Origin of the sequence: Novosphingobium album (ex Hu et al. 2023), from assembly GCF_022832385.1 — a bacterium.
In the GTDB taxonomy this organism is placed as follows: domain Bacteria; phylum Pseudomonadota; class Alphaproteobacteria; order Sphingomonadales; family Sphingomonadaceae; genus Novosphingobium; species Novosphingobium album.
On record NZ_JALHLE010000017.1, the window covers coordinates 1 to 8627 of the forward strand.

At 67.1% G+C, this 8627-nt stretch carries 11 protein-coding genes; 5 read left to right on the plus strand and 6 right to left on the minus strand.

All coding sequences use genetic code 11. The features are described from left to right. Positions 1-143: helix-turn-helix domain-containing protein (locus MTR64_RS11780; RefSeq protein WP_243994066.1), on the plus strand; the 143-nt coding region annotated here is incomplete at its 5' end. Here MTR64_RS11780 and MTR64_RS11785 read toward each other — a convergent pair. After that, positions 140-667: a hypothetical protein gene (locus MTR64_RS11785; protein ID WP_243994048.1), complete on the minus strand. Its 528-nt coding sequence runs from the start codon at positions 665-667 to the stop codon at positions 140-142. The genes MTR64_RS11780 and MTR64_RS11785 overlap by 4 nt on opposite strands. Positions 668-868: 201 nt before the next feature. Between MTR64_RS11785 and adh the strand changes: the two genes are divergently transcribed. Beyond that, complete coding sequence (adh, locus tag MTR64_RS11790; protein WP_243994050.1) at positions 869-2392, plus strand: aldehyde dehydrogenase; 1524 nt, start codon at positions 869-871, stop codon at positions 2390-2392. Between the two features lie 309 nt (positions 2393-2701). On the opposite strand, the gene MTR64_RS11795 is transcribed toward adh, so the two are convergent. The 3 genes from MTR64_RS11795 to MTR64_RS11805 form a co-directional block, all read right to left on the minus strand. Next, complete coding sequence (locus MTR64_RS11795) at positions 2702-3514, minus strand: sterol desaturase family protein (protein ID WP_243994052.1); 813 nt, start codon at positions 3512-3514, stop codon at positions 2702-2704. Between the two features lie 13 nt (positions 3515-3527). After that, a complete protein-coding gene (locus tag MTR64_RS11800; protein ID WP_243994054.1) occupies positions 3528-3974 on the minus strand; it encodes an EF-hand domain-containing protein in 447 nt (148 codons plus the stop codon). A 118-nt stretch (positions 3975-4092) separates the two neighbouring features. After that, positions 4093-4593, minus strand: a complete 501-nt coding sequence (locus MTR64_RS11805; RefSeq protein WP_243994056.1) for a hypothetical protein — start codon at positions 4591-4593, stop codon at positions 4093-4095. A gap of 194 nt (positions 4594-4787) precedes the next feature. Between MTR64_RS11805 and MTR64_RS11810 the strand changes: the two genes are divergently transcribed. From MTR64_RS11810 to MTR64_RS11820, 3 genes are read left to right on the plus strand one after another with little or no spacing between them, the layout of a single operon-like run. Next, entirely contained in the window at positions 4788-5510 is a 723-nt protein-coding gene (locus MTR64_RS11810) for a response regulator (protein ID WP_243994058.1), read from the plus strand. Further along, a complete protein-coding gene (locus tag MTR64_RS11815) occupies positions 5503-6807 on the plus strand; it encodes an ATP-binding protein (RefSeq protein WP_243994060.1) in 1305 nt (434 codons plus the stop codon). Before MTR64_RS11810 ends, MTR64_RS11815 begins: the two co-directional genes overlap by 8 nt. A 57-nt stretch (positions 6808-6864) precedes the next feature. Then, a complete protein-coding gene (locus MTR64_RS11820; protein WP_243994062.1) occupies positions 6865-7956 on the plus strand; it encodes an NAD(P)/FAD-dependent oxidoreductase in 1092 nt (363 codons plus the stop codon). 200 nt (positions 7957-8156) lie between these two features. Here the strand turns inward: MTR64_RS11820 and MTR64_RS11825 are convergent, their stop codons facing one another. Together MTR64_RS11825 and MTR64_RS11830 are read right to left on the minus strand one after the other, a co-directional pair. Beyond that, positions 8157-8360, minus strand: a complete 204-nt coding sequence (locus MTR64_RS11825; protein ID WP_243994064.1) for a hypothetical protein — start codon at positions 8358-8360, stop codon at positions 8157-8159. Then, positions 8360-8627 (minus strand): DUF4169 family protein (locus tag MTR64_RS11830; protein WP_327194269.1); only part of this gene is annotated, 268 nt, incomplete at its 5' end. The genes MTR64_RS11825 and MTR64_RS11830, both read right to left, overlap by 1 nt.

An 8627-nucleotide genomic window follows, 5' to 3' on the forward strand; every position in this document is an offset into this window, starting at 1 on the left:
GGGACGGCGAGCGCGCCGTGCTGCGGCAGGCGCTGGCCCGCTCGAACGGCAACGTCGCTGCTGCCGCCCGCCTGCTCGGCATCGGCCGCGCGACGATGTACCGCCGCATGGAACGCGCGGGCATGGCCGGCGGGGTGCACTAAGGGGCGCGGCCAGGACCAGGAACGGCCGCTGCGAAGCTCTGGTTGGAATAGGGGGGAGCCGTCGGCCGCTTCAGCACGTTGAACCCGAAATTGGCTTCCCTGTGGCACGCGTTGCACCCGGCTGTCAGGCTATCGAACGCCTTATCGAAGTTCGGGCGGTTTCTGGCCTTGATCGCCTTGTCGAGCGCATCAAGCGAACTGCTGACGAATTCCGGCACCATTTGCGTGAGCGGATAAGGCACGTTCCGATGATGCGGATGATAGAGCATTGCATCGTCAAAACCTTCTCTCAACTCGTCCAGTTCGTAGGCGGCCAGCGGCCAGTTTTCAGCCTTGCCAGCAAACCACAACTTGGCGTGACGCATCTGCGTTAGGCCCATGATCTCCCCGAGGCCGATCACATAGGGTGGCTGAGCCTTTGTCGCCTCTGGCGCCGGTTCCTGCAGCTTCTTTGAACAGGCTGTGGCGAAAATTGCGCAGGTGAGTGCCAGACTGGCGAGGATCCTGGCTTGCTTCTTTCTCACGATAATTGTCTCCCGCTTCCCGGTCCTCTCCGAGACGCCTTGCGCCGGTTCTGTCCGCAGTGAGCCGGGGGATGTCTCACCCCTGAGACAGTCTGCGCCGCGCACTTGCCTGCCCCCCTCCCTTCGCGGCACCGAATCGCGCATGCCAAGCTCTCGGAAAGGCGGGCACGAGGCCTGCCGCGAACGAGAGGATCAAGGCTCATGGATCAGATGGTAGCCGAACGCGCCAGCACGCTGCAGGCGCCCTTCGCCAAATCATACGACAACTTCATCGGCGGCCGCTGGGTGGCGCCGAAAGCCGGGCGCTATTTCGACAATGTCTCGCCGATCACCGGCAAGCCGGTCTGTCAGGTCGCGCGCTCGGATGCCGACGATATCGAACTGGCGCTCGATGCAGCCCATGCCGCAAGGGAGTCCTGGGGTCGCACCTCTCCTGCCGAGCGCTCGCTGATCCTCAACCGGATCGCCGATCGCATGGAGGAGAACCTGGGCAAGCTGGCGCTGGCCGAGACCTGGGATAACGGCAAGCCGATCCGCGAGACGACGGCAGCCGATATCCCGCTCGCCATTGACCACTTCCGCTACTTCGCGGGCTGCATCCGCTCGCAGGAAGGCTCGATCGGCGAGATCGACCACGAAACCATGGCCTATCACATCCACGAGCCGCTGGGCGTGGTCGGCCAGATCATCCCGTGGAACTTCCCGATCCTGATGGCCGCGTGGAAGCTCGCGCCGGCGCTGGCGGCGGGCAACTGCGTGGTGCTCAAGCCCGCCGAACAGACCCCGGCCTCGATCCTCGTGCTGATGGAACTGGTCGGCGACCTGCTGCCCGCGGGCGTGCTCAACGTGGTCAACGGCTTCGGGCTGGAGGCGGGCAAGCCGCTCGCCTCGTCGAAGCGGATCGCCAAGATTGCGTTCACCGGCGAGACCAGCACCGGCAAGCTGATCGCGGGCTATGCGTCCGAGAACCTGATCCCGGTGACGCTGGAACTGGGCGGCAAGAGTCCGAACATCTTCTTCGCCGACGTCTGCGCTGAGGATGACGACTTCCTCGACAAGGCGATCGAGGGCTTCGTGATGTTCGCGCTCAATCAGGGAGAGGTCTGCACCTGCCCCAGCCGCGCGCTGATCCAGGAATCGATCTACGACAGGTTCATGGAAAAGGCGCTGAAGCGCGTCGCCGCAATCCGGCAGGGCAGTCCGCTCGACATGGAGACCATGATCGGCGCTCAGGCCAGCGAGGAACAGCAGAACAAGATCCTCAGCTATCTCGACATCGGCCGCAACGAAGGGGCCGAAGTGCTCATCGGCGGCAAGGCGGCGAGCCTCGGTGGCGATCTGGCGGGCGGCTATTACATCGAGCCGACCGTGTTCAAGGGCCACAACAAGATGCGGATCTTCCAGGAGGAAATCTTCGGACCCGTCGTCTCCACCACAACCTTCAGGGACGCGGACGAAGCGCTGCACATCGCCAACGACACCCTGTTCGGCCTCGGCGCGGGCGTGTGGAGCCGTGACATCAATACCTGCTACCGCTTCGGCCGCGCCATCCAGGCCGGACGCGTGTGGACCAATTGCTACCATGCCTATCCCGCCCACGCGGCCTTCGGCGGCTACAAGCAATCGGGCATCGGCCGTGAGACGCACAAGATGATGCTCGATCACTACCAGCAGACCAAGAACCTGCTCGTCAGTTACAGCCCGAAGAAGCTCGGCTTCTTCTAGGATGGGCCGCCATTCCGTCCTGACGGCCTGCAAACGCCGATTTCCCGGACTTCCGGTGCTCACGTACGGAAAGTACGCTGCGCGCCGGGTCCCGGCAAATCACCGTTTTCGGCACGTCATGAACTGAATGGCAATCCATCCGGGGCTGCCTCACGCCCGGCGCGGGAGCACTCTCTCCCTCACTCCAGCCCGCGCCGGGCGTTTTCCCGCTCCGGTTGAAACACACCTTCCGCAAGGTCCGGCGTCCACCCCCAATTTGTCGCCGGACCGGGCTCTCCTTCTCGCAAGGGAAGGAGAGCCTTCTGTCTTTCAGGGGCGGCCCAAGGCCACTTTCAGCTTTGCGCCCAGCCCATGGGCCTTGCGCATGTCGGCCAGCATCCGGCCCCATTCATGGAGCGCGATGCGGACCGGATTGCGCGAATCCAGCTCGTGAACGAGGCCGTAGCGCAGGCGCCGCCCTTCCGGCTCGGCGCGGAAGGTACCGAACAGGCGGTCCCACACGATCAGCACGCCGCCGAAATTGCAGTCGAGGAATTCGGCCTCGCTGCCATGGTGCGCGCGGTGGTGCGAGGGTGTGTTGAACACCCATTCGAGCGGCCCCAGCCTGCCGATCACCTCGGTGTGGAGCGGAAACTGGTAGATCAGGTTGAGGCCCAGCAGCGTCACTACCACCAGCGGCGGAAAGCCCAGCAGGACCAGCGCGGCGAAGAACACCCAGCCCAGCGAGAAGAATTCCGTCCAGCCCAGCCGGATGGCGCTGGGCAGCACGTATTCGCGCGCAGAGTGATGGACCGCGTGCGTTGCCCACATCCAGCGCACGGTGTGGCTGAAGCGGTGGAACCAGTAGTAGGCGAACTCCACCGCAAGGAACCCCGTGGCCCATGTCCGTCCGTCGTCTGCCGGAAAGTGCAGCGGCGACACGCCTGCCAGAGCGAACAGGATCGCCCCGAGCAGCACGCCGGTGAGCGGGCGGAATACTGTCTGCCCCAGCGCCACGCCAAGGCTGGCGGCAGCCGCGCGACCATCATAGCCGAGCGCGCCGTGCCGCCGCCACAGGATCTCGCCCGCTACCAGCGCCAGCATGACGGCAAGGATCCAGGGATGCTGCATGGCAAGACGCATGGTCTGTCGTCCTTCAGTTGCGCACTGCCGCGAGGGCTGCCTTGAGTTCGGCCTGGCTTACGCGGTTGTCGTGGTTGGTGTCGGCCATGTCGAAGGCAGGTGTCGGGCCGGAGGTGAACTCGGCGCGGCTGATGCGTCCATCGTGGTTGCGGTCGTACGTGTCGCGCATCTGCGCCAGCTTCCCGCCGTTCCAGCGGTCGCGCAGGAAACGCGGCAGATCGTCCGCGCTGAAATAGCCATCGGAATTGCGGTCGAACCGCTGCCATTCGCCATTGCGGTAGGTCACCAGTTCGGCGCGAGTGACGGCGCCATCGCGATTGGCGTCGGCCTCCTGCATGCGTTCGATGGCCTGGCTGCCATCGAACTGGCGCCCGGCCATGGCCGGTGAGGCTGCCTGCGCGGTGAATGGCACCATTGCGACTAGCGCAATGCCGCGAAGGAGGGCGCGGAAAAGAGTCATGCGGGTGTCTCCGGGAAAAGCGGCACGGCCGGGCGTGCGGGGGGCGGGGAGAGATTCGCCCGGCCGTGCCTCAGGAGGGACTTCGGATCACGAAGTCCGGGTCGTCGGCAGGGTATCGTCAGCGGCAGGGGATCACGGCGCCGCTGGCATTGGTGCAGGTGCCGGTGTGGCTGACCTGCCCGTTGTCCACGGTGGTCGAGCCCGAATAGCTGTTGCCGGTGTAGGCATTGGTCGCGTTGGTCGAGCGCGAACCCGAAGTGGTGCCGTCGGCATTGCGGGTGAAGCCGCCCTGGGTGGACGCGCTGCCGTTCGCACCGCTGGTCGCGGCGGCGCCCTGATGGCTCACCGTGCCGTCGGGCGAAACCGATGTGCTCGAGGCCCGGGCGCCGCGGGCGCCGTTCGCGCCCACGAAGCCGCCACCGCTGGCGTGGGTTACGGTGCCGTCTTCAGCCACCATCGTGCCGCCGGCACGCCCGGCCACGCCGCGCTGTCCGGCGGTGGCTGCGGCATGGCCGTTGGTGCCACGGACCCGCACGGTGCCTTTGGCATCGGCGGTGGAGGTCAAGGCCAGCGCGGCGAGGACGGCAGCGGCGGTGAGTGTGGTGCGGAACTTCGTCATGATGCTTACTCCCTAATCAGGTGTCCGGTCTCAGGGTGTCCGGGGGACAGGAGCGTTTCTGGCGGGAGGTTGCATCACGGGAATGTCGCGCCAGGCCCAGGTTGTGGCAGAACGCGACAGCGGAGCCGCCGTGTCACGGTTTGTCACAGGTTGGCGGCTGGCCCGGGGGCAGTGGCAGTGGCAGGAAGCAGGGCATGAGCGAAAAACCCGCGCGAATCCTCGTCGTCGATGATGATCCCGAACTGCGCAGCCTGCTGCAGCGGTTCCTGTCCGAACATGGCTACGCCGTGCGCGCGGTGGACGGCGGCAAGGCGATGGACCTGGCGTTGCAGCGCGAACCGGCCGATGTCGTGGTGCTCGACCTGATGATGCCGGGCGAGGACGGGCTTGCCGTGTTGCGCCGTCTGCGCGCGGCGGGCGAGCAGGTGCCGGTCATCATGCTGACCGCGCGCGGCGATCCGGTGGACCGCGTGCTGGGGCTGGAAATGGGCGCGGATGATTATCTCGGCAAGCCCTTCCTCCCGCGCGAACTGGTGGCGCGCATCGCCGCGCTGCTGCGCCGGATTGGGCCCGAGCGGAGCGTGTCCGGCGACGAGACCGCCGGGATCGGGCCGTTCGAGGTGAACTTCTCGGCGATGACGGTCCACCGCGACGGGCAGGCGCTCACGCTGTCCTCGCGCGAGTTCGCGCTGTTCGCGGCACTCGCCCGCAGCCCCGGCCGGCCGCTCAGCCGCGCGCAGCTGATCGACAGGGCGCTTGGCCGCGATGCCGAAGTGACCGATCGCGCGATTGACGTGCAGGTGGCCCGCCTGCGCAAGGCGATCGGCGATGATGCCGCCGACCCGCGCTTCATCCGCACTGTCTGGGGTGTCGGCTATGTGCTGACGGCGGGTGGCGGTGAGGCCGGTCATGGCTAGGGGCGTTCCGAAGAGCCTGTTTCGCCGCAATGTCGCGCTGATGGTGGGCGTCGTGCTGGCCGGTCAGGTCATCGCGGGGCTCCTGGTGCTGGCCTTCGTGATCCGCCCCCAGATCGATCGCGTCGCCAATGTCAGTGCGAACATGATCGTGGCGCTGTCGCAAGTCCTCGAGGAAATGCCCGAACCGCGCCGCGCGGCGCTGATCGCGCGGATCGGGGAGGACGGCGACGTAGTGCTGCGCGAAGGCGATATCGAACCGGCCACGCGACCGCGCTTTCCCAATTTCATCGAGCGCCAGTTCATCAAGGCACTCTCGGAGCGGCTGTCGAACCATCCCGAACTCTCCTGGCGCACCGGCGACGGAAACCGGCTGTGGTTCCACATCCGGCTGGGTGGCGAAAACACCTGGGTCAGCGTGACCCCGCCGACGCGGCGCAGCGCGCTGTTCACCCTGTTCTATGCCTTTGCCGTGGCGTTTGTGGTTGCAGCCGTCTGCGGACTGCTGCTCCAGCGCCGGCTCGACGCGCCGCTGCGGCGGCTCGCGGCCGAGGTCGACGCCTATGGCCCGGACGATGCGAAGAAAGGACAGCCTTTGCCCGTGCTCGACATTTCGGGGCCGGAGGAAGTGGCCGCCGTCGCTCGCGCCTTCAACCGCATGACCGAACGCCTCGCGCGTGATGAGGCTGAGCGCTCGCTGATGCTCGGCGGAGTGAGCCATGACCTGCGCACGCCGCTTACCCGGCTGAGGTTGTGCCTCGAAATGATGCAGGGCGGTGATGCCGAACTGGAGGCGACCGCCACACGGCAGGTCGACCGGATCGAGGCCATGCTCGAACAGTTCCTCGATTTCGCGCGTGGCTTCGCGGACGAGCCGGTGCAGCCGTGCGATGTGCGCGCTCTTCTGGAAATGGTGGCGCGCGATGGCGATCCCGAAGGTGCGCCGGCGGTGGACGTTCCGGAGGGCCTGCGCGTGCCGCTGCGCAGCCACGCTGTCAGCCGGGCCGTGGGCAATCTCGTCGGCAATGCCCTGCGCCACGGGGCGAAGCCCGTAGCCGTTACCGCGCGGCAGGAGGGAGCGGTTCTGGAAATCATCGTCAGCGATGCGGGCGAAGGGTTCGACACCGCGCAAGCCCAGCAATTGCTCCGCCCCTTCGCGCGCGGCGACAGTGCGCGCGGCGGCGACGGAGCCGGGCTCGGTCTTGCCATCGCCGAACGGGTGGCGCTGGTGCATGGCGGTTCGCTCGGTTTCGAGCGGCGCGGCGGGCGGTTCTGCGCGGTGCTGCGGCTAGGCATCTGAGCGGGGCACCCGCGCGAAACGCATTCCAAGCGCGGCCTGATACGGTAAGGATGCGGCATGGATGAAGTTGATGCGATCGTTGTGGGGGCAGGCGTTGTCGGCCTTGCCGTGGCGCGGGCCCTGGCGCTGGCGGGCCGCGAGGTGATCATCCTCGAGCGCGAGCGGCAGTTCGGCATGGTCACCTCCTCGCGCAACAGCGGGGTAATCCACGCCGGACTCTATTACCCCGACGGCTCGCTGAAGGCGCAGCTCTGCGTCGAGGGGCGCCACCATCTCTATGACTTTTGCGAAAGGCGCGGTGTGCCCCACCGGCGTTGCGGCAAGCTGATCGTGGCCGCGAGCGAGGACGAATTTCCGGGGCTCGATGCGGTGATGGCGCGCGGCGCCGCTGCCGGGGTGGACGATCTGGTGCGCCTCACCCCGGACGAGGCCCGCGCGATCGAGCCCGCGCTGGCCTGCGCCGGGGCTGTCCATTCGCCCTCGACCGGCATTGTCGATCAGCACGAACTCATGCTGGCGCTGCTCGGCGAGGCCGAGGCGCATGGGGCCATGCTGGTGTGCGAGGCGCCGGTCGAGGCCATTGCCCAGGCCGGATCGCGCTGGGCGGTGCAAGTGGGCGAGACGCGGCTGGCCGCGCCGCTGCTCGTCAATGCCGCCGGGCTTGGCGCACAGGCGCTGGCGCGCACGATCGAAGTACTCGACCCGGCGCTGGTGCCGCCGCTGTACTACGCCAAGGGCTGCTATTTTGCGTACTCGGGCCGCGCGCCGTTCACGCGGCTGATCTATCCGGTGCCGGGACCGGCCAGCCTCGGCACGCATTTCACGCTGGACCTTGGCGGACAGGCGCGCTTTGGGCCGGACATCCATTGGGTCGACGAGATCGACTACACCGTCGATCCGGCGCTGAAGCCCGAATTCCTGGCCGCCGCCCGCCGGATCTGGCCCGCAGCCGAGGAAGAGCGCCTGCAGCCCGCTTACGCCGGTGTTCGCCCGAAGCTTGCGGGACCGGGGATGCCGACGGCCGATTTCGTGCTGCAGGGTGAGGAGGTGCACGGCCTGCCGGGGCTGATCAACCTGTTCGGAATTGAATCGCCGGGGCTTACGTCATCGCTGGCGATAGGCGCGCGGGTGGCCGCGATGGCGGGCTAGCGGGTCTGGACTGTGCCGCGGAGTTGGAGACAGCCCACCCCGCTGCGACTACGCTCGACTGACGGCTCGGCAAGTCTCGCGGCCCTCCCGCAAGCGGGTGGGCAGAATTTGCGCATCGTCGCTGCGTGGAGCTGATACTCCCCTCCCGCTTGCGAGAGGCGGCCGGGGGGGCGTCTCTAAGCTCGCATTCTCAGATTGTCCTACCCCTCCAGCAAATCCAGATAGGCCACCACATCGTTGTCGGTGGCAAGGAACAGGCCTTCCTGCACTTCTTCGGGCTGGCGTGCGGCGATGTCCATGGCTTCGGCGAGCGCACCATAGAACAGCGTCTCGGCCGCGCCGCCTTCGGGGCCGCCGTCGAGGTGGTAGAGCCGCACCGTCGCGTCGAGATAGGTGGTGCGCATCAGTCTTCGGTCCGGTCGCGCTTCGCGCCTTCGACGGTGCGGGTGATGCGGGTCACGTCCGCTTCGGTGGCCTTGCGTTCGGCTTTGGTCTGGCCGTGCAGTGCGCGGTTCTCCGCGGCCTGCATCTTGTCCGCCGCGCGGGCCCTGGCCTTGCGGGCCATCCTCAGGTTGACGATCTCGGCCATGATGGTTCCTTGGTGAGCGGCACCGGCCCTCGCCCCCACCCGGCCTCCCATGAGAATACCCTGTTGGGAGGCCGGGTGGGGG

What these genes read in the sequence shown, in the direction of transcription:
- MTR64_RS11795 (WP_243994052.1), bottom strand. Translation starts at nt 3,514, where the DNA reads ATGCGTCTTGCCATGCAGCATCCCTGGATCCTTGCCGTCATGCTGGCG.
- MTR64_RS11805 (WP_243994056.1), bottom strand. Translation starts at nt 4,593, where the DNA reads ATGACGAAGTTCCGCACCACACTCACCGCCGCTGCCGTCCTCGCCGCG.
- MTR64_RS11815 (WP_243994060.1), top strand. Translation starts at nt 5,503, where the DNA reads ATGGCTAGGGGCGTTCCGAAGAGCCTGTTTCGCCGCAATGTCGCGCTG.
- MTR64_RS11820 (WP_243994062.1), top strand. Translation starts at nt 6,865, where the DNA reads ATGGATGAAGTTGATGCGATCGTTGTGGGGGCAGGCGTTGTCGGCCTT.
- MTR64_RS11810 (WP_243994058.1), top strand. Translation starts at nt 4,788, where the DNA reads ATGAGCGAAAAACCCGCGCGAATCCTCGTCGTCGATGATGATCCCGAA.
- adh (WP_243994050.1), top strand. Translation starts at nt 869, where the DNA reads ATGGATCAGATGGTAGCCGAACGCGCCAGCACGCTGCAGGCGCCCTTC.
- MTR64_RS11800 (WP_243994054.1), bottom strand. Translation starts at nt 3,974, where the DNA reads ATGACTCTTTTCCGCGCCCTCCTTCGCGGCATTGCGCTAGTCGCAATG.
- MTR64_RS11825 (WP_243994064.1), bottom strand. Translation starts at nt 8,360, where the DNA reads ATGCGCACCACCTATCTCGACGCGACGGTGCGGCTCTACCACCTCGAC.